This is a genomic window from Afipia sp. GAS231 (assembly GCF_900103365.1).
Classification (GTDB): domain Bacteria; phylum Pseudomonadota; class Alphaproteobacteria; order Rhizobiales; family Xanthobacteraceae; genus Bradyrhizobium.
The window spans coordinates 3,420,491-3,443,623 of sequence record NZ_LT629703.1 but is presented as its reverse complement, the minus strand read 5'-3'; the positions used below and the strand labels follow the sequence as shown (position 1 = coordinate 3,443,623).

Annotated in this window: 22 protein-coding genes; 13 read left to right on the top strand and 9 right to left on the bottom strand. The window is 63.6% G+C overall.

Annotated features, from left to right (window positions below):
- The first annotated feature begins 224 nt into the window (after nucleotides 1-224).
- The gene (locus BLS26_RS16275; protein ID WP_092512735.1) at nucleotides 225-992 is read left to right on the top strand and encodes a polysaccharide biosynthesis/export family protein; all 768 of its coding nucleotides are present in this window, start codon (nucleotides 225-227) and stop codon (nucleotides 990-992) included.
- A 139-nt stretch (nucleotides 993-1,131) separates the two neighbouring features.
- Here BLS26_RS16275 and BLS26_RS16270 read toward each other — a convergent pair whose 3' ends face one another.
- The 3 genes from BLS26_RS16270 to BLS26_RS16260 all read right to left on the bottom strand — a co-directional run bounded on the left by BLS26_RS16270 (nucleotide 1,132) and on the right by BLS26_RS16260 (nucleotide 2,999).
- Nucleotides 1,132-1,806 (bottom strand): dienelactone hydrolase family protein, encoded by a 675-nt coding sequence (locus BLS26_RS16270; protein ID WP_092512733.1) that lies wholly within the window; start codon nucleotides 1,804-1,806, stop codon nucleotides 1,132-1,134.
- A gap of 63 nt (nucleotides 1,807-1,869) precedes the next feature.
- Nucleotides 1,870-2,214 carry a hypothetical protein gene (locus BLS26_RS16265; protein WP_092512731.1) on the bottom strand — a complete coding sequence of 115 codons (345 nt, stop codon included), beginning with the start codon at nucleotides 2,212-2,214 and terminating at the stop codon, nucleotides 1,870-1,872.
- Nucleotides 2,211-2,999 (bottom strand): alpha/beta fold hydrolase, encoded by a 789-nt coding sequence (locus BLS26_RS16260; RefSeq protein WP_092512729.1) that lies wholly within the window; start codon nucleotides 2,997-2,999, stop codon nucleotides 2,211-2,213. The genes BLS26_RS16265 and BLS26_RS16260 overlap by 4 nt, the downstream gene beginning before the upstream one ends.
- A gap of 322 nt (nucleotides 3,000-3,321) precedes the next feature.
- On the opposite strand from BLS26_RS16260, the gene BLS26_RS16255 reads away from it, so the two are divergent.
- From BLS26_RS16255 to BLS26_RS16240, 4 genes are all read left to right on the top strand, one after another.
- On the top strand, nucleotides 3,322-3,810 hold the full coding sequence (locus BLS26_RS16255; RefSeq protein WP_027538170.1) for a (2Fe-2S)-binding protein: 489 nt from the start codon (nucleotides 3,322-3,324) through the stop codon (nucleotides 3,808-3,810).
- Entirely contained in the window at nucleotides 3,807-6,098 is a 2,292-nt protein-coding gene (locus tag BLS26_RS16250) for a molybdopterin cofactor-binding domain-containing protein (RefSeq protein WP_092512727.1), read from the top strand. Before BLS26_RS16255 ends, BLS26_RS16250 begins: the two co-directional genes overlap by 4 nt.
- A 286-nt stretch (nucleotides 6,099-6,384) precedes the next feature.
- Nucleotides 6,385-7,482 (top strand): HD-GYP domain-containing protein, encoded by a 1,098-nt coding sequence (locus BLS26_RS16245; protein WP_092512725.1) that lies wholly within the window; start codon nucleotides 6,385-6,387, stop codon nucleotides 7,480-7,482.
- A 266-nt stretch (nucleotides 7,483-7,748) separates the two neighbouring features.
- Nucleotides 7,749-9,044 (top strand): cytochrome P450, encoded by a 1,296-nt coding sequence (locus BLS26_RS16240; RefSeq protein WP_092512723.1) that lies wholly within the window; start codon nucleotides 7,749-7,751, stop codon nucleotides 9,042-9,044.
- Nucleotides 9,045-9,245: 201 nt separating this feature from the next.
- On the opposite strand, the gene BLS26_RS16235 is transcribed toward BLS26_RS16240, so the two are convergent.
- The 3 genes from BLS26_RS16235 to BLS26_RS16225 form a co-directional block, all read right to left on the bottom strand.
- Nucleotides 9,246-10,913, bottom strand: coding sequence for an amidohydrolase (locus tag BLS26_RS16235; protein WP_092512721.1), 1,668 nt, complete (start codon nucleotides 10,911-10,913; stop codon nucleotides 9,246-9,248).
- Between the two features lie 158 nt (nucleotides 10,914-11,071).
- A complete protein-coding gene (locus BLS26_RS16230; protein WP_092512719.1) occupies nucleotides 11,072-12,652 on the bottom strand; it encodes an AMP-binding protein in 1,581 nt (526 codons plus the stop codon).
- 232 nt (nucleotides 12,653-12,884) lie between these two features.
- Nucleotides 12,885-13,304 carry a VOC family protein gene (locus tag BLS26_RS16225; protein ID WP_092512717.1) on the bottom strand — a complete coding sequence of 140 codons (420 nt, stop codon included), beginning with the start codon at nucleotides 13,302-13,304 and terminating at the stop codon, nucleotides 12,885-12,887.
- A 134-nt stretch (nucleotides 13,305-13,438) separates the two neighbouring features.
- Here BLS26_RS16225 and BLS26_RS16220 point away from each other — a divergent pair, with 134 nt between their 5' ends.
- The 5 genes from BLS26_RS16220 (at nucleotide 13,439) to BLS26_RS16200 (ending at nucleotide 16,741) form a co-directional block, all read left to right on the top strand.
- Nucleotides 13,439-14,416 (top strand): tripartite tricarboxylate transporter substrate binding protein, encoded by a 978-nt coding sequence (locus tag BLS26_RS16220; RefSeq protein WP_092512715.1) that lies wholly within the window; start codon nucleotides 13,439-13,441, stop codon nucleotides 14,414-14,416.
- Nucleotides 14,417-14,498: 82 nt separating this feature from the next.
- On the top strand, nucleotides 14,499-14,765 hold the full coding sequence (locus BLS26_RS16215; RefSeq protein ID WP_092512713.1) for a DUF3551 domain-containing protein: 267 nt from the start codon (nucleotides 14,499-14,501) through the stop codon (nucleotides 14,763-14,765).
- A gap of 31 nt (nucleotides 14,766-14,796) precedes the next feature.
- Nucleotides 14,797-15,156 (top strand): DUF1428 domain-containing protein, encoded by a 360-nt coding sequence (locus BLS26_RS16210; RefSeq protein ID WP_092512712.1) that lies wholly within the window; start codon nucleotides 14,797-14,799, stop codon nucleotides 15,154-15,156.
- Between the two features lie 178 nt (nucleotides 15,157-15,334).
- Complete coding sequence (locus BLS26_RS16205) at nucleotides 15,335-16,159, top strand: phosphodiesterase (protein WP_092512710.1); 825 nt, start codon at nucleotides 15,335-15,337, stop codon at nucleotides 16,157-16,159.
- Nucleotides 16,160-16,288: 129 nt separating this feature from the next.
- Nucleotides 16,289-16,741, top strand: a complete 453-nt coding sequence (locus BLS26_RS16200) for an aminoacyl-tRNA deacylase (protein WP_197681341.1) — start codon at nucleotides 16,289-16,291, stop codon at nucleotides 16,739-16,741.
- Nucleotides 16,742-16,764: 23 nt separating this feature from the next.
- Here BLS26_RS16200 and BLS26_RS16195 read toward each other — a convergent pair whose 3' ends face one another.
- The 3 genes from BLS26_RS16195 to BLS26_RS16185 are packed head-to-tail and all read right to left on the bottom strand — an operon-like array spanning nucleotide 16,765 to nucleotide 19,773.
- Nucleotides 16,765-17,406, bottom strand: a complete 642-nt coding sequence (locus BLS26_RS16195; RefSeq protein WP_092512709.1) for a glutathione S-transferase family protein — start codon at nucleotides 17,404-17,406, stop codon at nucleotides 16,765-16,767.
- Nucleotides 17,407-17,456: 50 nt separating this feature from the next.
- Nucleotides 17,457-18,581 carry an amino acid ABC transporter permease gene (locus tag BLS26_RS16190; protein ID WP_092518120.1) on the bottom strand — a complete coding sequence of 375 codons (1,125 nt, stop codon included), beginning with the start codon at nucleotides 18,579-18,581 and terminating at the stop codon, nucleotides 17,457-17,459.
- A gap of 4 nt (nucleotides 18,582-18,585) precedes the next feature.
- Nucleotides 18,586-19,773 (bottom strand): amino acid ABC transporter permease, encoded by a 1,188-nt coding sequence (locus tag BLS26_RS16185; protein WP_092512707.1) that lies wholly within the window; start codon nucleotides 19,771-19,773, stop codon nucleotides 18,586-18,588.
- Nucleotides 19,774-19,872: 99 nt separating this feature from the next.
- On the opposite strand from BLS26_RS16185, the gene BLS26_RS16180 reads away from it, so the two are divergent.
- From BLS26_RS16180 to BLS26_RS16170, 3 genes are read left to right on the top strand one after another with little or no spacing between them, the layout of a single operon-like run.
- Complete coding sequence (locus BLS26_RS16180; protein ID WP_092512705.1) at nucleotides 19,873-20,748, top strand: MurR/RpiR family transcriptional regulator; 876 nt, start codon at nucleotides 19,873-19,875, stop codon at nucleotides 20,746-20,748.
- Between the two features lie 5 nt (nucleotides 20,749-20,753).
- A complete protein-coding gene (locus tag BLS26_RS16175; protein WP_092518114.1) occupies nucleotides 20,754-22,100 on the top strand; it encodes an aspartate aminotransferase family protein in 1,347 nt (448 codons plus the stop codon).
- 10 nt (nucleotides 22,101-22,110) lie between these two features.
- A complete protein-coding gene (locus BLS26_RS16170; RefSeq protein ID WP_092512703.1) occupies nucleotides 22,111-23,121 on the top strand; it encodes an amino acid ABC transporter substrate-binding protein in 1,011 nt (336 codons plus the stop codon).
- The last annotated feature ends 12 nt before the right edge of the window (nucleotides 23,122-23,133 follow it).

The following is a 23,133-nucleotide window of genomic DNA, read 5'->3' as shown; positions in this document are numbered from 1 at the left end:
TCGGTTCTGTTTTACCTCGCCCCGCTTGCGGGGAGAGGTCGGATTGCGAAGCAATCCGGGTGAGGGGGTACCGGTCTCACGATGTTCTGAGTTCGCTGAAGAGCCCCTCACCCCAACCCTCTCCCCGCAAGAGCGGGGCGAGGGAGCTAAGCCCCCCGAACCGCCCGTAAAAACCCTTTGTTAACCATAACCGGTGCAAGACTACAGCGGTCTCGCTTTCAGGGATGGCACCGGTGCGGGTTGCGCGCGCGTTTCGATTATCGATCACTGCGACCATGACCGCGCTCGCTCTGTCAGGATGCATGCGCACGACCGGACCGGTCGCGGTCGCGCCGCAAAGCGATCTCGATTCCATGGCTTATGGCCAGCCCTACAGCGCGCCGCCGCGGGCGGTCGCCGCGGATTCCGGCGGCGGCGCCATCGGCGCGCTTCGCTCCGCCTTTGCGGCTTCCCCGCGCGGTGTTTCGGCGCCCCCGCCCGCACAAGTGGCCTATGTCGAGCCGATGCCGGTGGCCATGCCGGCGCGATACGACGCGGTCTATCATCTCGATGCCGGCGACAAGCTGCGCGTCGTGGTCTACGGCCAGGAAGGTCTCACCAATACCTATGCGATCGACGCCGGTGGCTCGATCACGATGCCACTGATCGGCTCGGTGCCGGCGCGCGGCCGCACCACGGCGGGACTGGCGTCAGAGATTTCGGTCAAGCTGCGCAACGGATTCATCCGCGAGCCTTCAGTGGCCGTCGAAATCGAATCCTACCGGCCGTTCTTCATCCTCGGCGAGGTCGCGGCCCCCGGGCAATATCCCTACGTGCCGAACATGACGGTCGAAAGCGCAGTCGCAATCGCCGGCGGCTTCTCGCCGCGCGCCCGCCGCGACAGCGTCACGGTCACCCACTCCGATGCATCCGGCACCGGCCGCTTCGTGGTCCCGCCCGGCACCTCGATCAGCCCCGGCGATACCGTGCTCGTCGGCGAGCGCTGGTTCTGATTGCCCCGTCGTTCCGGGGCGCGCGTTAGCGCGAACCTCAGATGTGCAATTGCACATCGGGGAACCTCGAGATTCCGGGTTCGATGCTGCGCATCGCCCCGGAATGACAATGGTGAGATGACCCGCGTACGCTTCGTCGTCACTTCTTCAAATGCTTGGCAAAAAACTCCAGGCTGCGCGGCCAGGCAATATCGGCGCTGGCCTTGTCGTAGCTCGCCCGTTCGTCGCAGTGAAAACCGTGCTGCGCGCCGGGATAGATGAAGACCTCGGCATCGGGCCGCTTGACCTTGATGGTCTCGACATCGGCCAGGGGAATGCCGGCATCCTTCTCGCCGAAATGCAGCTGCGTCGGCACCTTTGGCTTGTCATCGGCGAAGCGAACGATGGCGCCGCCGTAATAGCCGACGGCGGCCGACAGGCCCGACAGCTTGGTGGCTGCGACATAGGCGATGCTGCCGCCGAGGCAGAAGCCGACGATGCCGACCGGTCCGACGCTTTTGACCGCATCAATCGCCGCCTGGGTGTCGAGCAGCATCGCGGCCCAGTCCGGATTGGCGACGAACTTGCGCGCGTTGGCGACTTCGTCCGGCGTATAGCCACTGGTGAAGTTCGGCTCGATGCGGTCGAAGATCGACGGCGCAATCGCGACATAGCCGGCGGCAGCCAGGCGATCGCATACCGAGCGGATGTGGTGGTTGACGCCGAAAATTTCCTGGATCACCACGATGGCCGCCCTCGGCGTGCCTGCGGGATCGGCGCGATAGCCGCCCAGTTCAAATCCGTCCGAAGCCTTCAGCCTGATATCTTGTCCCACGGGTCATCCATTTGCGTTTGAGTTGCACGAAGTCGATTGCGGGTGAGGTTTTGGGGAGCGGGGCTATTGCCACATCCAGTTATGGCCCCAGTCGCCCTTCCAGCCGGCGAGCCTGCCCTTGCGGAATTGCAGATAGAGCCGGTCCTTCTTGTAGAACAATCCGCTGCCGCCGATATTGCGGAACGTCAGGTAGATTTCCTCGCCGGGACGGCCGCTGACGTAATTAAGCGGGGTGCCGAGCGCGCGGGCCGCGGTTTCCTCGTCCATGCCGAACGCCAGCGGCGTGTTGTTCGACAGCGTCGCGGTGAAGGGCGGTGGATAGGGGCCGCCGACCGGCGGCAGTTGTTGCGCGGAGACGGGCAGGGAGCTCCCTGCGATCAGCAGCACAGCGGTGGCAAGCATTCTCATGATGCGGCCTTCACGGGAGCTTCGGTGTCGAGCCCGTCGAGGAACGGGAGCACCGCCGCGATAAAAGCCTGCGGCTGGTCGATGTTGACGGCATGGCCGGCGGCCGGGACCACCACTTTCTGCGCGCCCGGAATTTTCGCCGCCATGTAGTCGGAGGCGGCAAGGAATGGCGTGTCGTCGGCGCCGACCACGACCAATGAAGGCACCTTGATATCGGGCAGCGATTCGATCACGCGGGCGTCACGCTGGGTCAGCATGCCGCGCGCGGCATGTGCGAGGCCGGATGCGTCGCGATGGGTGACGCTGGAACGTTCGCGGCTGGCGGATTTCAGAACCTCGAGGCCTTCCCGGTCAAAACGGTCACCGGTGTCATGGGCGCGCTTGTTCCAGACCTCGCGGGCGTCGTCCTTCTTGAAGCCGGGGCCGGTGTCGATGATCAGGAGTGCGCGGACGCGATCGGGATGGGCGCGGTAGAACGCCAGCGACATGTAGCCGCCGAGCGAAAGCCCGCCGACGATGGCTTTCTTGGCGCCGACTTCGTCGAGCAGGGCTGCGATGTCGCCGACCGTCAGCGCTTCGCTATAGGCCGCGGGATCTGAGGGGTAATCGGACTGGCCGTGGCCGCGCATGTCCCACAACACGAGTTTGTGATGTTTCGACAAGGCCTCGATCTGGCCCTGCCACATGCCCGAGGTCGACGAATAACCATGTGTCAGCAACAGCGGCGGGCCGGAACCGTGCACCTCGTAATAGATGTTGACCCCGTCACGGTTGAGCTTCGGCATGGCGCGTTCTCACCAATTTTTTCCGGATCATTCCTGGCCTGCCATATCCTAGCGCGATCCCTTCGCCGTTGGGAAATGCAGAAACGGAAGACGGTGCGTGCGTTGGCGGATTTTATCGACAAGCGCGTGACAAAATCTTGCCGCAGCGCACAACCATAATTTCAAAATTATATTCTCTTCGAACGATTCCAAATTGCATTGCCTCGGGGTGGGATCGGTATCATTCTGCGCGCCAACTGGCGCTTACCCGGTGGACGCCAGCCAATACCCAACAGTGAGTTGCCGCCGTAAGCGGCTTCCTACACCGGCAGGGGAAGCGCAAATGCCTAATCTGAATATCAACGGGCGGAATATGTCCGTCGAAGCGGCCAACGATACGCCGCTGCTCTGGGTCATCCGTGAGCAACTGCAGATGACCGGCACCAAGTTCGGTTGCGGCGCCGGCCTGTGTGGCGCCTGCACAGTTCACGTCAACGGCGAAGCGGTTCGTTCCTGCCAGACTTCGGTCAGCGACGCCGTCGGCAAGAAGATCACCACCATCGAAGGCCTCAGCGCCAAGGGCGATCATCCGTTGCAGAAGGCCTGGATTGCCGAGCAGGTTCCGCAATGCGGCTACTGCCAGTCCGGCCAGATCATGCAGGCGGCTTCGCTGCTCTCCAAGAATTCCAATCCGACCAAGGATGAAGTGGTTGCGCATATGGACGGCAATCTGTGCCGCTGCATGACCTATTCGCGCATCCAGAAGGCGATTATGCGCGCCGCATCCGAAATGCGCACCGCGTCCAACGCCACCGAGCGGAGGGCAACATGAATACGCACGTGAAAATCACCTCAAGCGTCTCCGCCGATCTCAGCCGCCGCTCGTTCCTGGTCGGCTCTGCCGCCGCCGGCCTTGCGCTCGGCTATTCGGCCGTACCCGGCCTGTTGGGCGCCGATCAGGCGCTGGCCGCCGCCGGCAATTTCGATCCCAGCGTCTGGTATTCGATCGCCCCCGACGGCATCGTCACTGTGACCTGCGGCAAGGCCGACATGGGCCAGCACATCGCCTCCACCATGGCGCAGATCGTGTCCGAGGAACTCGGCTCGAACTGGAAGGACATGCGGGTTCAGCTCGCCTCCAACGATCCGAAGTTCAACGATCCGGTCCTGGGCGCGCAGATCACCGGCGGTAGCTGGTCGACGATGATGAATTTCGAGGCGATGAGCCGCGCGGGTGCCGCGGGGCGGATCGCCTTGACCGAAGCCGCGGCCGCGTCGATGGGCGTGCCGGCGAGTGAACTCGTGGTGCGCAATTCCACCATCACGCATCCGAAGTCGAAGAAGACGATGAGCTTTGCCGACATCGTCAAGAGCGGCAAGATCACCAAGACCTTCACGCCGGACGAGCTCAAGGCGATCAAGCTGAAGACAGCAGATCAGTACACCATGATCGGCGTCTCGGTGCCGCAGCTCGACATTCCCCCGAAGACCAACGGCACGGCCAAATACGGCATCGACGTCATGCTCCCGGGCATGTTGTACGGCCGCGTGGTCACGCCGCCGGTGCGCTATGGCGCCACCGTAAAAGCGGTCGACGACAGCGCAGCCAAGAAGGTGCCGGGCTTCGTCAAGGCCGTCACGCTCGACGACAAGACCGGCAGCACCACCGGCTGGGTGGTGGCGGTCGCCAACACCTATACCAACGCGGCCAAGGCGGCGGACGCGCTGAAGATCACCTATGACGGTGGTCCCAACGCCAAACTGTCGAGCGAGTCGCTGCTGGCCGAAGCCAAACGGCTGCAGGCGCTGGACGATTCCGGGCAGTTCTTCGTCAAGGACGGCGATACCGCAGCCGCCTTCGGGACGGCGGCCAAGGTGATGGAGGCGGAATACACCACCAGCATCAACATCCATGCGCCGCTGGAGCCGATGAACGCGACCGCCGAACTGAAAGGCGATATCTGGCACATCTATTCCGGCAACCAGTTCGCCACGCGTTCCGGCGCGATCGCGGCGGGTGCGGCCGGGGTCGATCCCAAATTCGTGGTGATGCACCAGATGTGGCTGGGCGGCGGCTTCGGCCGGCGTCTCGACGCCGACATGATGGTGCCGGCGGTGCAGGCGGCGAAAGCGGTCGGCAAGCCGGTCAAGATCATCTACTCCCGCGAAAACGACATGACGATGGACTATTCGCGGCCGCTGACATTCCAGAAGGTGAAGGCGGGCCTGGATGCCGACGGCAAACTGATTGCGCTCAACCACGACGTGGTCAGTGCGTGGCCGACCCAGCGCTGGGGAATCCCCGATTTCCTGTCGCCGTCGGTCGACAAGAAAGGTCCTCTCGATGCGTTCACCGTGAATGGCGCGGACTTCTTCTATTCCGTGCCCAATCACAACGTCCGTGCGATCAAGAACGAGATGGCGCACAACGCCACCCCGTCGGGTCAGTTGCGGTCGGTGGCGCCGGGTTGGACCTTCTGGGCCATCGAAAGCATGATCGACGAACTCGCCAATGCCGCCGGCAAGGATCCGGCGCAGTACCGCATCGCGTTGCTGGACGGCAAGGGCAAGAACGACGGTGGCGCGCAACGCCTGCGCAACACCCTGCTGGCGGCGATGGGTTTGGCCGGCTACGGCACCAAGCAACTCCCCAAGGGAGAAGGCATGGGCGTGGCCTGCGTCTCGTCGCAGGAGCGGGCGACCGCAAGCTGGACCGCGTGCGTCGCGCATGTCGCGGTGGCGCCGTCGGGCGAGGTCAAGGTCAAGAAATTGACCGTGGCCACCGACGTCGGCACCCAGGTGCATCCCGACAACATCCGCGCCCAGGTCGAGGGTGCGGCGCTGTGGGGCATGTCGCTCGCGCTGTTTGAAAAGGCGACGCTGAAGGATGGCGGTATCGAACAGACCAACTTCGATACCTACACCCCCTTAAGGATGAGCCAGATGCCGGAAGTCGCCGTCAACGTCATCGCCAATGGCGAGAAGGCCACCGGCGTCGGCGAACCCGCCGTCACCGTGGTCGCGCCCGCGATCGGCAACGCCATCTTCAACGCCTGCGGCGCCCGCGTCCGCTCGCTGCCGATCACCGCGGAAGCGGTGAAGGCGAACATGAAGGCGTAAGGCGACGCTGTATTGAACAACAACGATCCGCCGGGGATTTTCTCCGGCGGATTTTTTTGTGCCGCAGCCGTCATTGCGAGGAGCGAAGCGACGAAGCAATCCAGGTCGCGGTAAAGTAAGTCTGGATTGCTTCGCTTCGCTCGCAATGACGGGGAGGGTTTGGAACCAAGTTCCCTAAAATTGTAACGATTTCGCTATCCTCCCGTTGACGATGCCTCTTAAGCCGCAGGGAACGCCTTGTCCGGTAGCCTCCCACTCGGTCATCACCGTGAGGCTCTGGGGTCCCATGTCAGCTCTACCGAACAAGATTCCGACCAAGCGCCGGCTCCTGCTGGCCTCGGATCGGAGCGATCAAAGCAGCGAACTGGCCACCATTCTGCAGGCGGTCGGCGAGGTCGACACCATTGCGACCTCGGCTATTCCCGATTCCCCCTCGCACGATCTCTCCGGAATCGTGGTCGACATCAACCTGCGCTCCGCCGAGAGCGTGCAGCTCGTGCGCAACAAGCTGCGGGCCGATGCCTACCGCCAGATGCCGCGGCTGTTCGTGCTGGCGGACGCGCTTCACCACGGATCGATGCAGGCCTGGGCGCTCGGCGCCACCGATACGATTGCGCGGCCGTTCGACGCGCAGGGGATCCTGCAGCGCATCCGTGCCGCGTTTCCGGACACCGAAAGCTACGACGAAACCGATCGCGGCAAGGCGCTGAATCGCGGCGTCGAGGCGGCGCATGCCGTTCTGGTCAAGATATTCAACCGGCTTCCGGCCGGCGAGCCGCTGAAATTCGCCGACGTCGTCGAGGCCGAGAACAAGATCCTCAAGGCGATCAAGCACTCCTCGCTGCGGGAATGGCTGACGACCGTCGGCTGCCACCACGCCGACAGCTACCGGCACTGCCTGTTCGTCACCGGCTTTGCGGTGGCGTTCGCGCAGCATCTCGGCATGCGCGAGGACGACCAGCGCCGCCTGGTCCGCGCCGCCTTGTTGCACGATGTCGGCAAGGCGTTCATTCCCGTCGAAATCCTCGACAAGGCGGATCCGCTGACCCTGGAAGAAATGGAACTCATGCGCCAGCATCCGCGCCGCGGCTTCGAGGCGCTGAGTGCGCAGGGTGGCTTCCCGCCGGAAATGCTCGACGTGATCCTGCACCACCACGAATTCCTCGACGGCACCGGCTATCCCGACGGCCTCAGCGGCAAGGAAATCAGCGACATCGTGCGCCTGACCACGATCGTGGATATCTACGCAGCCCTGGTCGAGAAACGCGCCTACCGTCTGCAGTTCACCCACGCCAAGGCGTTCGCCACGATGGAAGAGATGGGCGACAAGCTCGACCAGCATCTGTTGCACGCGTTCCGCCCGGTGGCGTTCGGACACTACTGAACTCTCTCTCTTCCATCATTGCGAGCCAACGGGTCGCGCGAATGCGCGCCCGATGACAGGCTCCGCGAGGCAATCCAGAGCGACAAAGAAAGTCTGGATTGCTTCGTCGCTTCGCTCCTCGCAATGACGGTTGATGGGGTTTCGGCCTGTTCCCGCAGCGCCTACCAGCCGCTCAACGCAAGTATTTCGGCTTTTCACCCGGCTAGCTATCTGGAATCATCGGCGCGCATCGCGCCGTGGCGGATGATGGCAGACGGGGAAAACCCATGGATACGACGGCGACCTTGAGCGGCAATGTCGACATTCCCGCTGACATCGCGGCGACCCTGGTCGATCCGGCCGCCTACGCCGACCATCGCATCCACGACAGCTACCGCTGGCTTCGCGCCAACAACCCGCTCGGGATCGCGCGGCCGGAGAAATTCGACCCGTTCTGGGTCGTCACCAAGCATGCGCATATCCAGTCCGTCAGCCGCCAGAACGAGCTGTTCCACAACGCGGATCGTCCGACCACGCTGATGACGCGAGCGGTCGAGGAGCGCGTCCGCAAGATCGCCGGCGGGCCGAACCTGGTGCGCTCGCTGGTGCAGATGGATGCACCCGACCATCCGAAATACCGCGCGCTGACCCAGGGCTGGTTCATGCCCGCCAACCTCGGAAAGTTCGAGGCCCGCGTGCGCGAGATCGCGCGCGCCACGGTGCAGCGCATGCTCGACAAGGGCAGCGTGTGCGATTTCGTCGCCGACGTCGCGCTCGGCTATCCCCTGCATGTCATCATGGAAATTCTCGGCGTGCCCGAACAGGACGAGCCGCGCATGCTCAAGCTGACGCAGGAATTGTTCGGCCCGCAGGATCCCGATACGGCGCGGATCAGGGAGGCGCTGTCGGCGGAACAGTTCTCGATGATGATGCAGTCCGTGGTGAACGATTTCGGCGCCTATTTCCGCGCGATTACCGAGGACCGCCGCCGCAACCCGCGCGAGGATCTCGCCACCGTGATCGCCAATGCCAGGATCGGCGGCGACTACATGCCGGACCACGACGCGACAAGCTATTACATGATCGTCGCGACCGCGGGCCACGACACCACCTCGTCGTCTACCGCCGGCGCGCTGTGGGCGCTGGCGGAAGACCCCGCGCAATTTGAGCGGGTCAAGGCCAATCCCGACCTGATCCCGGGGCTGGTCGACGAGGCGATCCGCTGGATGACCCCGGTCAAGCACTTCATGCGTTCTGCTACCGCTGATACCGAACTCGGAGGCCGCAAAATTGCAAAAGGCGACTGGTTGATGCTGTGCTACGCCTCAGGCAATCGCGACGAGGACGTATTCGAGGAGCCGTACAAGTTCCGCTGCGACCGCAAGCCGAACCGTCATGTTGCGTTCGGCTACGGCGCCCATCTCTGCCTCGGGCAGTATCTGGCGAAGCTGGAGATGAAGATCCTGTTCGAGGAATTGTTGCCGCGGCTGAAATCGGTCGCGCTCGACGGCGAGGTCAGGATGACGCAGGCGTATTTTGTGAATGGGCCGAAGAAATTGCCGATTAGGTTTGAGGTGAACTAGGTTTCAGCCGTCATTGCGAGGAGTGTAGGGTGGATTAGCGAAGCGTAATCCACCGCAACAGAAAGATGGTGGGTTACGGCTTCGCCTAACCCACCCTACGTTTTAGCCGTCATTGCGAGCGAAGCGAAGCAATCCAGACTTCGTTTGCCGCACGATGGATTGCTTCGTCGCTACGCTCCTCGCAATGACGGGGGCGCCCCCTCACTTCCCAAACGGCGCCGCCGCATACACCACCTTGCCGCCCACCATCGTCATGACAGACCTGATCTTGCCGATCTCCTTCACCGGCGCGGTCAGGTAGTCCGCCGACAGCACTGCAAGGTCGGCGAACTTGCCCGCTTCCAGCGTGCCGCGCTTGTCGTCGTCATTGGCCATGAAGGCCGAGTTGCGGGTGTACATTTCCAGCGCCTGGCGCCGGCTCGGCGCTTCCTCAGGCGCGCGCGTCTGGGTGCCGCCGATGGTGGTGCCGTCGAGATACCATTGCAGCGAGACGAACGGGTTGTAGGACGACACCCGGTGCGCATCGGTGCCGCCGGCCACCGTCAGCCCGAGCTTCATCGCGGTCGCGATCCGCGGCATCAGCCTGGCCTGCTCGACGCCGACCTCGCGCTGCAACCGCTCGCCGCCGAAGTACAGTCCGTCCTGCACGCCCCAGACCAGCCCCAGCGATTTCATCCGCTTCAGGCTGTCTTCCGAAACGTTGTAGAGATGCAGCACGGCCCAACGCAGGTCGCGCACCGGAAAATCCTTGTTGATGTCTTCGACCACGTCGAGCAGGTCGTGGACGGTGCGATCGGGATTCCAGTGCAATTGAATCGTGTATCGCTTCGATGCCGCCCAGCGCAGCAGTTCGGCGAGCTTGGCCTTGCCGTCGGGTGTGATGTCGCCGTCGGTCCAGTCGGCCCAGATCAGGATCTCGCCGGGGCCGTTGAAGTGCAGCATCGGGTCGCCGAATCCGGGCGGCAGCAATTGCGTCAGGTTCTGCAGGTCGGCGAGTTCGGTACCCGGCTTAGGCGAGCAGAGATGATAGGCGACACGGACCGTCAGTTCCTTGTCCTGCCACAGCTTGAACACGGCCTGATAGGTCGACGGATAGACGCTGACCCCGCCGCCGTCGACGATGCCGGTGATGCCGAGGCTGTTCATCTCGCTGAAGAATTTTTTGGAGCCGTCGATCTGCTGTTCCATGGTCGGCTTCGGCAGTTTGTCGAAAATCCTGCCCAGCGCGTTGCCGTTGGCGTCGATCACGCCGGTCGGTCTGTCGCCGTCGCGCGCGAGCTTGCCGCCGGGCGCGACATCGGCGTCGTCGCGAATATTGAGGGCTTCCATGGCTTTTGGAGACAGCAGCAGCCAGTCATAGAGATGCTGGATGTAGACGGGATTGTCGGGCGCAACCGCTGCGATATCGGCCGGCGTCGGCCGGCGTTTCTCGGCGAACTGCTCCTCGGTCCAGCCGCCGGCGACCACGATCCACGAGCCGGGCTTTTGGGTCTTCGCGGCGGCGTGGATTTTCTCCAGCGCTTCCTTCAGGGTCGGCACGCCGATCCAGTTCACTTCGGTGCCGAAGGTCAGCGCCGCGCGGATGCCGTGGATATGGCCGTCGGTCAGTCCGGGAATCACGGTGCGTCCGCCGAGATCGACCAGTTTGGCCTTGTCGCCGCCGAGCTTCTTCATCGCGGCCGATGAGCCGGTGGCGACGATGCGGCCGTTTCCGATCGCGAGCGCCTGCTGCACCGAAAAGTCCTTGTCGACGGTCAGGATTTTTCCGTTGAACAGGACGGTGTCGGCGGATTGGGCGAGGGCAGACGCGGGCCATGCGAGGGAGAGGGCGATGGCGAAAGGTCTCGTGAATGATTGCAGTTGGCGCATATTGTTCCTCACCGGCTATTTGTTTTTTTGCTCCGTCATTGCGAGCGAAGCGAAGCAATCCAGTTCTTCACTAGAAGAAGCGCTGGATTGCTTCGTCGCTTCGCTCCCTTGCACAAACGCTTCGCGTTTGTTGCAGGCAATGACGGTGGATTGTTCGGCTACCCCAGCATCTTCCTTAGTTCCGCCTTCGCCACCTTCTCCAAGGTCGAGCGCGGCATTTCATCGACAAAATGAATCTCGCGCGGCACTTTGAAATCCGCCAGCGAATTACGGCAGGCCGCCATGACAGAGTCATGGAGGCCGGGCGGCGCATCTGCCACGCCCGCGGCCGGGATGATGAAGACCACCGGCACCTCGTCCAGCATCGGGTGCTTCTTGGCCACCACCGCGGCCTCGCGCACGCCGGGCACCACCGCGATCACCTGTTCGATCTCGGAGGCTGCGACATTCTCGCCGCCGACCTTCAGCATGTCCTTGGCGCGGTCGCCGAACCTGAGGAAGCCATCGTCAAGCAGTGTGACCCGGTCGCCGGTGATGAAATAGCCATGCTCGTCGAAGCTCTCGGTCGTGGCCTTTTCATTGTGGAGATATTCCGCGAACAGCGACAGGCCGGGAATACCCTTGATCAGGAGATTGCCGGTGTCGCCGACATCCGTCGGCTTGCCGTCGTCGTCGGTGACGCGGATCGAATATTCGGGCGCTGCGCGGCCGATCGACATCGGCGTGTTGGGCTGGTCGACTTCACCAATGATGCCATGGGTGATGGTCTCGGTCATGCCCCACCAGCCGATGGTCTTGATGCCGAACGCGGCAAACGGCGGCGGATCGTTCACCGCCGTGCCCCAGAGCCGGAATTTGTGGTTCCTGGGGATCTCGTGCTCGAGCAGCGCCTTCATGCAGAACGGGATCGTCGAGGTCCAGGTGCAGTTGTGTTCGAGGGCGGTGCTCCAGAACGGGCTGGCGGAAAACCGCGGCTGGATCACGCAAGATCCGCCGACCCACAAGGTTGCCAGCATCGAATAGGCCAGCGCGTTGGTGTGAAACAGCGGCAGGTAGGTCTGGTGCACGTCGGTCGCGTGCAGATCCTCATGCGCGGCGTTGATCTTGCCGCCCCACAGCGCGTTGGCATGGGTCCACAGCACGGCCTTGGGGCGCGACGTGGTGCCGGAAGTATATTGTACGCTGCAAGGCGCCATCGGATCGGTGGCGCGGCGTGGCCGGTCGGCGCTGTCGGCGAACAGGGATTCGAAGCTGTCGCCGCGCGGCGCACTGCTGGCCGGCGCGCTGCCGGCATCATGCGAGATCACGGCGATCCAGCGGAGATCGCGGCAATGGGCCGAGATCAGTTCGGCATAAGCGGGCTGCGTAATCGCGGCGACCGCGCAGCAATGGCCGGCAAAATATTCCATTTCCGCCGCCGCCGAGCGGGTGTTGGTGGTGACCGCGATGGCGCCGAGCTCGACGCAGGCAAACCACGCCAGCATCGCCTCGATGCAGTTGTCGAGATGAATCAGGACATACTCGCCCGGCTTGATGCCGCGCTTGACCATGCCGGCGGCCAGTGCGCCGACACGCTCGTGAAATTCGCCGTACGACCAGCTCCGCGCCGGCGCCTCGAACGGCGCCCAGATCAGGAAGGGATGGTTGCGGCGGCTCTCGCTGCGCATCCGCAGCAGCCATGGCACGTCGAGCCCTGCGAATGGTCCGACGACGCCCGGCGCTGGCTGTGAAATGGCCATGGTTCCTCCCGTGCAGCTTCTTGGCGGGCTGCCTTGGATTTGCTTGGGAGTAGTTCTGCCATTGGATCGCGCGGGGAGCAAATTGTTGAGGCGATGCGCCGCCATCTCCGTCATGGCCGGGCTTGACCCGGCCATCCACGTCTTACTTTCAGTGGCTGGGCGAAGACGTGGATGCCCGGGTCAAGCCCGGGCATGACGAGTAGTGGTGGTGTGCGCAGGTGTGAAGGTCGCCTCAGCCCACCCCACCCTCATACGACGAAATCTCGATCAAGCTCCCGTCCGGATCGCGGCAATAGACCGAGCGCAGCGTGCCGCGGGCGCCCTGTTTGGCGACCGGGCCTTCCTCGATCGCGACGCCGTTGGCGTTGAGGTGCGCGACCACCTGGTCCGGGGTGCTTGATGTCAGAAAGCACAGGTCGTCGCTGCCGGCGGTCTCATGGTCGGCGGTGAACCACTCGACCTTGTCGGCACCACGCGGGCGCACGTTGATCTTCTGGTTCCCGAACACCAGCGAGGTGCGCGGCGTCTTGCCCGCACCCGGGTCGAACACCCTGACCTCCATGCCGAGAATCTTGCGATACCACTCGGTGGAGCGCGCCACATCCGTCACATTGATCACGAGATGGTCGAGTGCATTTACCTTCACGGACATGACTTATCCTTTCGTCGCGGTCGCAGGCGCAAGTGTCGCACTGGCCGCGTTTGGGTTTGTTTGTTACAACGCGGCCCGCGATCAATTCAATAGAACGGACCGGGCTCTAAACCCGGTTTTTAGGGAGAAAATTCATGATTTCACGCCGCGCCGCGATTGGCCTGACGGCACTCGGCCTTTCGGCATTCGCCTCCATCGGCAGCGCTCCGGCTGCGGATTATCCGACGCGGCCGGTGCGCTGGGTGGTCGGATATCCGCCGGGCGGCGCCACCGATATCATCGCGCGGCTGATCGGCCAGCGGCTGTCGGAGAAGCTCGGCCAGCAATTCGTGATCGAAAACAAGCCCGGCGCCGGCAACAACATCGGCACCGAAAGCGTCGTCAACGCCGAGCCCGACGGTTACACCGTGCTGCTGGTCAACCCGGCGAACTACATCAACGCCTCGCTCTACGCCAATCTGAAGTTCAACTTCGTCCGCGACATCGCGCCGGTCGCGTCCTTTAATCGCGTGCCGAACGTGATGACGGTCAACAAGGATGTCACGGCCAAGAACGTCGCCGAGTTCATCGCCTATGCGAAGGCCAATCCGGGCAAGGTCAACATGGCTTCCTCCGGCAACGGCACCTCGGTGCACCTGTCCGGCGAACTGTTCATGGCGATGACCGGCGTCAAGATGCAGCACGTGCCGTATCGTGGAGCCGCGCCGGCGATCACCGACATGATCGGCGGCCAGGTGCAGGTGATCTTCGACAACATGCCCTCGATCATCCAGCACATCAAGTCCGGTACGCTGCGGGCGCTGGCGGTGACGACGACGGAGAAATCCTCGCAACTCCCGGACACCCCGACGGTCGCCGAAACCGTTCCCGGCTACGAGGCGAGCGCACTGTTCGGCATGGGGGCGCCGAAGAATACGCCGAAGGAAATCATCGCCAAGCTCAACACCGAGATCAACGCGATCCTGGCCGAGCCGGACATGAAGAAGCGCCTGGTCGAACTCGGCGGCGAGCCGCTGATCCAGACACCGGAGAAGTTCGGCGCCGATATCGCTGCCGAGACCGAGAAGTGGAAGAAAGTGATCGAAGGCGCCAACATCGCCAAGGTGGAGTGACCTTACCGGGGAACATTACGACGGCCGCGGGGTTTTAGCATAGGCCCCGCGGCTGTCCTGCTTCAGGCAAAGGAGATCGATCATGCGCAACGCGATGTTGGCGATTTTGACCTTGTCTGCGGCTTTGGCCGCCACGCTCGCCGGCCCTTCGCCGGCAGCGGCTTACGACTATCCCTATTGTCTGCAGGGCCGTGGCGTCGGCATCCCCGGCGACTGCGCCTACAGCAGCTATGCCCAATGCATGGCGTCGGCGTCCGGGCGCGCGCTCTACTGCAACGTCAATCCGCGCGTCGCGTTCGGGCAGCAGCGGCGCCGTGGCCGCGTCTACGATCCTTATCGAGACTATTGATGCGTCAAGAAAAGCTGTGGAGGAAACCCGGATGCCTTACGTCGATGGCTTTATCGTCGCTGTGCCGAAGAAAAAGCTCGCAGCCTACGTCCAAATGGCAAAGAAGGTAGGCAAGATCTGGCGCGAGCATGGCGCGCTGGATTACCGCGAATGGGTCGCCGAGGACGTCAAGGTCGGCAAGCGGACGTCGTTCCCGCGTGCCGTCAAACTCAAGCCCGGTGAAACCGTGGTGTTCGCGTGGGTCACCTACAAGTCGCGCGCGCAGCGCGACCGGGTCAACGCCAAGGTGATGGCCGATCCCAGGTCCAAACCGATGATGGATCCGAAGGCGATGCCGTTCGACGGCAAGCGGCTGATCTATGGCGGGTTCGAAAGCCTGGTGTCACTGTAGGCCGGTCGTGCCGTTCCCGGCGACAGCCTCGGATCGCGCAGCCGGCGGGCAGAAAGCTGAAGCAATTGGCTCGGCGCGTTAACTTTTCATCAGTCTGCGGGCCGTTACTGTCTCATTGTTGCGGGTATTGTGGCGCTCACGCAACGGACGGTATCGGAACGTGATGACTGAGGGAGCCATGAAGCTCATCCATCTGACCGACATCCATCTCACGGCTGCCGGTTCCACGATCGGTGGCCGCGATCCGCGGATCAATTTCGAGCGTGCGCTGGCGGATATCCTCAAGCACCATCACGATGCCGAACTGTTGGTCATCACCGGCGACCTGACGGATTGCGGCGACCGCGCCGACTATGACTGGCTCAAGGCTCGCCTCGACCGGTTTCCGATTCCGGCCCGGCTGTGCATCGGCAACCACGACCGGCGCGCGACATTTTTGAGCGTCTTTCCCGACTACACCGGGCCCGGTGGCTTTGCGCAGGGCACGCATGACACCGCGGCCGGACGCTGCCTGTTTCTCGACACCGCAGAACCGGACACCCATGCCGGCCGTTACTGCGAACCGCGGCAAGCCTGGCTGGAAGCGCGCCTGCGCGAACATCCCGGGCCGTTTCTCCTGTTCATGCATCACAACCCGATGCCGACGCATATTGCGTCGACCGACGATATCATGCTGCTCGACGACGTCGCGTTCCGGCGGATCGTCGGCCGCCATCGCGACAAGATCCGCCATATCTTCTTCGGACACTGCCACATACCGCTGGCCGGTTCGGTCTCCGGTGTGCCGGTCTCGTCGCTGCGCGGCACCAACCATGCGAGCTATCCGGACTTCACGGAAACGGACGTCACCAGCGCCGCCGATCTGCCGGAAGCCTATGGTGTCGTGTTCCTGGGCGACGACTATGTGACCGTCCACATGGTCGAGTTCGGTTACGCCGGCCCGATCCGGAACGAGGATTCGCCGGACTACCGGGCGCCGGCCCTTGATATCGCGGGGCGGTGAAGCGCCACCAACCTCTCAAGCCTGCGGATAACTGTCCGCGGTTGCTGGACGGCCACCCCCGCAACGCAATATCCTGACCTCAACGACTGCGCAGAATAACAAAAAGCGTTGCGGTCCGAAGGCGTTGGCTTGAGCATACAGGTTGCTATTCTGAAGATCTTGGCTAGTCACGGCAACGGCCGAGCCACGCTTGCTTCACTCAAACGGGACATCGTGATCCTCACCGCCAGCGGCGGTGACTGGAGCGCGCGTCTCAAGCGCCTCGCAGGCCGGGTTCCGTCGATCGATATCTTCGGCAGCTTCTATGTGCTTCGCGATGACGAGGGCTGGCAAATCACGGCCGAGGGGCGGGATTTCCTGCGCACGCTCGAAGCCGTGACCCAGGATAATCAGGCTGCTGAAATCGAGCTGCCGGTATCGCGCCCGCTCGAAGCTGCCGGACGCCCGCCCGGTGAACTCATTGTGGTCGGTTATCGGTTCAGGAGCCGGCGGCAACGCCGGCAAGATGCCGCGTTGGCGGCTCCCATCGCGCTTTCGGGCGATGGCGCTGTGCGCGAGGAAAGTGCCTCCAAGCAAAAGTAGAGGCCGGCTAAACAAAGAGACGATCAAGTCAGCAGCAGGGCCATCCCCGGATCGCCCTTTTCCATCGCCCGGCGGTAGCCCGGGCGGGCGCCGATGCGCGCGAGATAGCCGACAATGTTGGGGCAGCGACCGAGATCGTAGGGCAGGAAGTAGCGCATGGTGGTGAGCGAAAAGCCCATCATGATGTCGGCTGCGGTGAATTCGGGGCCTGCGAGATACTGCGCCTCGCGCGTACGCGCATCGACCAGGTCGAAGGCGCGGTCGAGCCGCGCTCTCATGGCGACCTGCACCGGATTGTCGTCGGCGAGTTTCAGCCGGTTCAGGGTCATGCAGCGTCCCATGCTCGGCTGCAGGGTGCCGTTGGCGAAGTGAAGCCAGTAGAGATAAACAGCGAAATCGGGATGATCCGGTTTCAGCGCGAGGCGGCCGTTGCCGTATTTCGCGATGACATATTCGACCACGGCGCCGGATTCGGCCAGCACCAGATCGCCGTCGGTGATGACGGGCGCAGAGCCGATTCTGTGCAACGCCTTGTAGTCGGCTGGCGCCAGCATGGTCACGGAATCGCGCGTGTAGCACTTCAGCTCGTAGGGAATCTCGAGCTCCTCGCACAGCCAGACGATCCGCTCCGATTGCGATCTGCCGAGGTGGTGGACGGTGAGCATTCGAAAATCCCTTTTGCCGGCATCGAGCTGCACTGATTGCAGCGTTCCGGTCAGTTCGGCTGCGCCTGCGCCTCCAGATGCCGGCTGTAGCGCGACATGGCAAAGCAAAAGACGAAATAGATCAGCGCGACGAACAAATACACCTCGACGCTGAAGGGTTGCCAGGCGGGATCGATAATGGAGGTCTTGGCCGTCGTCAGCAGATCGAAGATGCCGATGATCAGCACCAGGCTGGTATCCTTGAAGAAGGCGATGAACGTATTCACCAGCGGCGGGATCACGTGGCGAATGGCCTGCGGCAGGATGATCAGACCGTTCTTCTTCCAGTACGAGAGCCCGAGCGCGTCGGCGGCGTCGTGCTGCCCTCTCGGCACCGCCTGCAACCCGCCGCGGATCACTTCCGCCAGATAGGCGCCGGCAAACAGCACGAAGGCGATTTGCGCCCGCAGCAGTTTGTCGATGTTGACGCCGTCGGGCAGGAACAGCGGAAACATCACGCTGGCCATGAACAGCAGGCTGATCAGGGGAACGCCGCGGATCAACTCGACATAGAGGACGCAGAGCGAGCGGATCGCCGGAAGTTTTGAGCGGCGGCCGAGCGCGACCAAAATGCCGAGCGGAAAGCCGAAGGCGAGCCCGAAGGTAGCGAGGATCAGCGTCACCGGCAGGCCGCCCCAGCGGTCCTGGGAAACAAACGGCAGTCCGGGGACGCCGCCCCACATCAACAGGCCGATCACGACCAGCGCGGCCGCCCACACCAGCACCAGCTCCCTGCGCCAGAAGCTGCGCCGGCTCGACACGAAGAACAGCGCGATGAATGTCAGCGTCGCCAGCGCCGGCCGCCATTGCTGATCGAAGGGGTAGGTGCCGAACAGAATGAAGCGATATTTTTCCGGGATCACCGCCCAGCAGGCGCCGAGGCCGCGGATCGCGCGGCAGGCGGCGGTCTGGTCGCCTGGCACGGTAAAGACCGCATTCCAGAATCCCCACTGCACGAGGCTGACGAACGCCTTTGCCAGCACGCCAATCAGCAGCAGGGAAACGATGGTCGAGGGGATCGAGCCGAACAGATTGGCGCGTAACCAGAAGATGATCGGGCCCCCCGGCGGCGGCCTGCGGGTGCGCGGCCGGTCGACGGGGAGCGGGCTTTGCGGAATATCCGTGACCGCGGTCATGGGATCAGCGCTCCACCAGCGCGATGCGCGCATTGTACCAGTTCATGAAGAAGCTGATGCCGAGGCTGATGGTCAGGAACACCGTCATGATCAGCGCGATCGCCTCGATGGCCTGGCCGGTCTGGTTCAGCGTCGTGTTCGCGATCGACACCACGTCCTGGTATCCGACCGCGACCGCCAGCGACGAGTTCTTGGTCAGGTTCAGGTACTGGCTTGTCATCGGTGGAATGATGACGCGCAACGCCTGCGGCAACACGATGCGCTGAAGCACAAAACTCTTCTTCAGGCCGAGCGCATTGGCGGCATCCCACTGCCCCCGCGGAACGGCCTGGATGCCGCTGCGCACGATCTCGGCGATAAAGGCCGAGGTATAGGTGACGAGCGCGATCAGCAGCGCGAAATATTCCGGCGCCAAGGTGAGCCCGTTGACGAAGTTGAAGCCGCGCAGTTCAGGCATCAAGATGGTCCAGGAGGCGCCGAGCGCCACCGACACCAGCGCCGGCCATCCCACGACCAGCGCGAGCGCGTAGGGCCAGAGATGGCGGGGCTTGCCGTCGACGAGCTGCCGCGCAATCAATTGCCGCCGCACCAGATAGAGCGCAACCAGCCCGGCCACGGCGGCGGCGATCACCCAGAGGTTCGCTTCGTCGATCGGAATCGAGGGCAGCACCAGGCCCCGGTTGGAAAGGAAGACGCCTTCGATCGGCTTCCAGGCGGCGCGCGCCGCCGGAAGGCCCTGCATCAGCACGTACCAGAACAACAGTTGCAGCAGCAGCGGAATGTCGCGGAGCATCTCGACATAGACCGCGGCCAGTCGCGACAACAGCCAGTTCTTCGACAGCCGTGCGATCCCGATCAGGGTGCCGAGCACGGTCGCCAGCACGATGCCGATGACAGCGACGCGCAGCGTGTTGACGATGCCGACGAGGAAGGCGCGCAGATAGGTATTCTTCGGGCTGTAGGCGAGCCAGGAATCCGCAATCGGCATCCCCGCCTCGCGGCCGAGAAAGGCAAATCCGGTCGAGATCCGGCGTACCGACAGATTATGAAGGGCGTTCGACCAAAGCCAGGCAATGACCGCAATGGCGATCCCGACCACCACGATTTGCCAGACCAGCCCCGTGACCTGATGGCGGTTCAGCGAGAGGTGCGGCAACCTGCGGCGAGGCAGTTTGGGCGTGGATGTCGTCACAGCACAAGGATCCTTCTTGAAAGCAGCGATCTTCGGCCATACGCTTTTACGCGTGTTTCATATGTTGCACCAAACTGAGGCTTGTGCAACATATGTTTCATGGCGCAGCCGCTTCCGAAAACCTCGCCCCTGACCGAATTATGCAGTGCCCTGCCGTCGCTGCCAATGCGGCTGCAGCAGGTCGGGCGCTTCGTCGCCGCCAACGACTACGACGCGACGACGCGCTCGATGCGCGATTTGGCCGCCGAAGCGGGCGCCGATCCAGCGTCCTTTACCCGCCTGGCCAAGGCGCTGGGTTATTCCGGTTGGGATGAGTTGCGCGCCGCGCTCACCGAGGCGCGCCGGCCCGCGCAACCTTCGCCCTTTTCAGCGCGGACCCGGGAGCGGCGGCGCGGCCCGCATTCCGATGTCTCCTTGATCACCGGCAAGCTCGATGCGGAGGCGGCGGGTCTTTCGCGGATCTCGGCCGGCTCCGTCGCCAATGCCGCCAAGGCTTTGCACGCCGCGCGCCGGATCTGGATCGCCGGCTTTCGCAGCTGCCGCAGCGTGGCTGAACTGCTCAACTATCAGCTTCGTCTGTTTCGCGCGGACGAGGTGCAACTGGTCGGCGGCTCCGGTCCGGAAGATCTCGACCTCGGCGCCTTCCGCGCCGGCGACGCGGTCGTGGTGATTGGTTTTGCGCCCTATTCCACCGCAAGCGTGCTGTCGGCGCGCGCCGCGCACGAGTCTCGGGCTACCCTGATCGCAATTGCCGATACGATCGCGGCGCCGATGGCGGAGGGGGCCGATCATGTGCTGTTGTACGAGGCGGCCTCGTCGCCGGGGTTCTTCCCCAGCCTGACCGGCGCCGTCGCCATTGCGCAGTCGCTCGCCGCCGTCACCTTCGTGCTGGGCGGCGCGGGCGCCAAACGGCGTCTCGAAGAGACCGAAGGCCGGTTGGCTGCGATGTCGCAATATGTTGCCGAGAAAGGTTGATCATCATGGCCGCCAAGAGCCGGGTGCTGCACCGTAGTCTGCGAGAAACCCCGCCGAAAGCCGTCGGCGGCGAGGGCGTCTGGCTGATCGCTGAGGATGGCAGGCGTATTCTCGATGCGTCCGGCGGTGCCGCCGTGTCCTGTCTCGGTCATCAGCACCCGCGCGTGCTCGAAGCGATGTCCCGGCAGGCCTCGAAGCTGGCCTATGCCCATACCGGCTTCTTCTCGTCGGAGCCGGCCGAGGCGCTGGCCGAAAAAATCGTCGGCGATGAGCCCGGCGGCCTGGCTTACGCCTATTTCGTCAGCGGCGGCTCGGAAGCGATCGAGGCCAGCATCAAGCTGGCGCGGCAATATTTCATCGAGAGTGGTCAGCCGCAGCGCCAGCGCTTCATCGCGCGACGCCAGAGCTATCATGGCAATACGCTGGGCGCGCTGGCCGCCGGCGGCAACGCCTGGCGGCGCGAGCCCTATGCGCCGTTGTTGTCGCAGGCGTTCAGCCATGTGACGCCGGCTTTCGCCTACCATGAGAAACACGACAGCGAGTCCGAGGCGGATTTCGTCGCCCGGCTGGCCGCCGAACTGGAGGCGGAATTCCAGCGGCTCGGCCCCGACACGGTAGCGGCATTTATCGCCGAGCCCGTGGTGGGCGCCACTGCCGGATGCGTGCCGGCGCCGGAAGGCTATTTCCGCGCCGTCAGCGAGATCTGTCGCAGGCATGGTGCGCTCGTCATTCTCGACGAGGTGATGTGCGGCATGGGCCGCACCGGCACGCGCCATGCGTGGGAGCAGGAAGGCATTGCGCCCGATATCCAGGCCATCGCCAAGGGCCTCGGCGGCGGCTATCAGCCGATCGGCGCGATGCTCGCCAGCGATCGCATCATCGACACCATCCGGCAGGGTTCGGGTTCGTTCCAGCACGGCCATACCTATCTGGCGCATCCGCTGGCCTGTGCGGCGGCGCTGGAAGTGCAGCGCGTGATCGATGACGAAAACCTGCTCGAGCGGGTCAAGGATCTCGGCGGCCAGCTCGAGCGGCGGCTGACCGAACGCTTCGGCAATCACCGGCATGTCGGCGATATCAGGGGACGCGGCCTGTTCCAGGCGATCGAACTGGTGGCCGATCGCGCCAGCCGTGAACCGTTCGATCCCGCGCTCAAACTCAACGCGCGGATCAAAGCGGCCGCCTTCGAGCGTGGCCTTGCCTGTTATCCCGCGGGCGGAACGGCGGATGGCCGCCGCGGCGACCACGTGTTGCTGGCGCCGCCTTATATTTCGACATCCGAGGATATCGACATGATCGTTGACCGGCTTGGCCAGGCCGTCGACGCTGCGTTGAAAAGTATTGGTCATTAGGAGGAGCAGAATGAAGAGAATTTTCATCGCTACAGGTTTGCTCGCCACGTGCAGTTTGGCGGCGTCGGCGGCAACGCTCGATACGATCAAGCAGCGCGGCACGCTGGTGTGCGGCGTCAGCGCCGGCTTCGCCGGATTTTCCACGCCGGACTCCCAGGGCAATTACAAGGGGCTCGACGTCGATTACTGCCGGGCTTTGGCTGCCGGCGTGCTCGGTGACGCCAGCAAGGTGCGCTATGTCGCGCTGACGGCGCAGAACCGCTTCACGGCGTTGCAGTCCGGCGAAATCGACGTGCTCTACCGCAATTCCACGCAGACTTATCTGCGCGGCGTCACGCTCGGCCTGCGGCAGGGACCGGTCAATTTCTATGACGGCCAGGGCTTCGTGGTGCGCGCCGACAGCGGCGTCAAGGACTTGAAGGGGCTGAACGGCGCCACGGTGTGCGTCGCGCAGGGCACTACCCACGAGGTGACGCTCGGCGATTACGGCCGCGCCAACGGAATCGAGTGGAAGCCGCTGGTATTCGATCGCACCGACACGATGCTGCAGACCTTCTTTGGCGGGCGCTGCGATGCCATGACCCAGGATGCTTCGGCGCTCGCCGGCTCGGTCACCACCCAGGCGCAAAATCCGGCCGATTATACCGTCCTGCCGCAGACCATCAGCAAGGAGCCGCTCGGGCCGTTTACCCGCGGCGGCGACGACGTCTGGACCGACATCATCGCCTGGCTGCATTACGGCCTGATCGAGGCCGAGGAACTCGGCGTCACCGCTGCCAATGCCGACGAAATGACCAAGTCCACGACACCCGCGATCCAGCGCCTGCTCGGTTCCGCCGGCGATCTCGGATCGCGCCTTGGCCTCGACAACAAGTGGATGCTGCAGGCGATCAAGGCCGGCGGCAATTACGGCGAGATGTTCGAACGCAATGTGGGCAAAGCGAGCCCGCTGAAGCTCGAACGCGGCCTGAACGCGACCTGGACCAAGGGCGGCTTGATGTACGCCCTCCCGTTCAAGTGAGCTGACGAGCTG

Coding starts and splice junctions, on each gene's coding strand:
- BLS26_RS16275 (WP_092512735.1), top strand. CDS start 225: ATGGCACCGGTGCGGGTTGCGCGCGCGTTTCGATTATCGATCACTGCG.
- BLS26_RS16265 (WP_092512731.1), bottom strand. CDS start 2,214: ATGAGAATGCTTGCCACCGCTGTGCTGCTGATCGCAGGGAGCTCCCTG.
- BLS26_RS16260 (WP_092512729.1), bottom strand. CDS start 2,999: ATGCCGAAGCTCAACCGTGACGGGGTCAACATCTATTACGAGGTGCAC.
- BLS26_RS16255 (WP_027538170.1), top strand. CDS start 3,322: ATGCCTAATCTGAATATCAACGGGCGGAATATGTCCGTCGAAGCGGCC.
- BLS26_RS16250 (WP_092512727.1), top strand. CDS start 3,807: ATGAATACGCACGTGAAAATCACCTCAAGCGTCTCCGCCGATCTCAGC.
- BLS26_RS16245 (WP_092512725.1), top strand. CDS start 6,385: ATGTCAGCTCTACCGAACAAGATTCCGACCAAGCGCCGGCTCCTGCTG.
- BLS26_RS16240 (WP_092512723.1), top strand. CDS start 7,749: ATGGATACGACGGCGACCTTGAGCGGCAATGTCGACATTCCCGCTGAC.
- BLS26_RS16235 (WP_092512721.1), bottom strand. CDS start 10,913: ATGCGCCAACTGCAATCATTCACGAGACCTTTCGCCATCGCCCTCTCC.
- BLS26_RS16230 (WP_092512719.1), bottom strand. CDS start 12,652: ATGGCCATTTCACAGCCAGCGCCGGGCGTCGTCGGACCATTCGCAGGG.
- BLS26_RS16225 (WP_092512717.1), bottom strand. CDS start 13,304: ATGTCCGTGAAGGTAAATGCACTCGACCATCTCGTGATCAATGTGACG.
- BLS26_RS16220 (WP_092512715.1), top strand. CDS start 13,439: ATGATTTCACGCCGCGCCGCGATTGGCCTGACGGCACTCGGCCTTTCG.
- BLS26_RS16215 (WP_092512713.1), top strand. CDS start 14,499: ATGCGCAACGCGATGTTGGCGATTTTGACCTTGTCTGCGGCTTTGGCC.
- BLS26_RS16210 (WP_092512712.1), top strand. CDS start 14,797: ATGCCTTACGTCGATGGCTTTATCGTCGCTGTGCCGAAGAAAAAGCTC.
- BLS26_RS16205 (WP_092512710.1), top strand. CDS start 15,335: ATGAAGCTCATCCATCTGACCGACATCCATCTCACGGCTGCCGGTTCC.
- BLS26_RS16195 (WP_092512709.1), bottom strand. CDS start 17,406: ATGCTCACCGTCCACCACCTCGGCAGATCGCAATCGGAGCGGATCGTC.
- BLS26_RS16190 (WP_092518120.1), bottom strand. CDS start 18,581: ATGACCGCGGTCACGGATATTCCGCAAAGCCCGCTCCCCGTCGACCGG.
- BLS26_RS16180 (WP_092512705.1), top strand. CDS start 19,873: ATGGCGCAGCCGCTTCCGAAAACCTCGCCCCTGACCGAATTATGCAGT.
- BLS26_RS16175 (WP_092518114.1), top strand. CDS start 20,754: ATGGCCGCCAAGAGCCGGGTGCTGCACCGTAGTCTGCGAGAAACCCCG.
- BLS26_RS16170 (WP_092512703.1), top strand. CDS start 22,111: ATGAAGAGAATTTTCATCGCTACAGGTTTGCTCGCCACGTGCAGTTTG.